At 61.5% G+C, this 787-nt stretch carries 1 protein-coding gene; it reads right to left on the bottom strand.

What is annotated here, in order from left to right:
* Positions 1-787, bottom strand: a 787-nt coding sequence (locus tag QEH57_RS24720; RefSeq protein ID WP_309009485.1) for a putative Ig domain-containing protein, incomplete at both ends; no start/stop codon positions are given.

The following is a 787-nucleotide window of genomic DNA, read 5'->3' as shown; positions in this document are numbered from 1 at the left end:
GAAGGCTGAGTCCTCGTCGACGCTTTGGTTGGCGATGGCGGTGGCGACGGGGCCGTCGTTGGTGTTTTCGACCTCGATGCTGAAGGTGTCCGTTGCACTGGCTCCAGCGGAGTCGGTGGCGGTGACGGTGATCGAGAGGGCGCCTACGTCGCCGTTTTCCGGAGTGCCGGAAAGTTGGCCGGTGCTTTCGTCGAGGGTGAGCCAATCCGGCAGCGGGTCGCCATTTTCTAGAGTGGCGGCGTAGGTCAGCGTGTCGCCGGCATCGATATCCGAGAAGCTTTCGGACAGGTCGATGGAGAAGGGGGAGTCTTCGGTCGCGGTCTGGTTGGCGAGTCCGTAGGAGTCGCCGTTGAGTTGCACGTTGTCGATGGTGAAGATTTCGGTGGCGTGGGTCGTCTTCGCCTCGAATGAGATGACGAGGCTGTCGCCTTCGGGAATGTTGGTGAGGGTGAAGCTCCCGTTGTTGCCGCTTAGGTTCCCGTCTTGCTGCATGAGCTCGGTCGGTACTCCGTCGACGGTAGCGACGACTTGGAAGTAGTCGTGCCAAGATCCGGAGGATTCCATGTCGCCGGCTGAGCTGAGGTCGAAGGACAGCTCCAGGTCGGTCTTGTTGGCGATGTCGATCTCCTGGGTTTGCAGCTTGACGAGCGCGTTGTGGTCGCCGCTGGTGGAGGTGCTTCTGGAAAATTCGTAGGCTTCGTCCGCTACGCCGTGGTTGGGCGTAGCTGTGGCTGCGGAATCGTCGGTAGTCCACGCGGAGTCGCCTGCGTCCGACTTCGATCCGTCG

It is taken from the genome of Pelagicoccus sp. SDUM812005 (assembly GCF_031127875.1).
Classification (GTDB): Bacteria; Verrucomicrobiota; Verrucomicrobiia; order Opitutales; family Opitutaceae; genus Pelagicoccus.
Note: the sequence above shows the minus strand (reverse complement) of the source record. Positions and strands in the feature narration are given on the sequence as shown.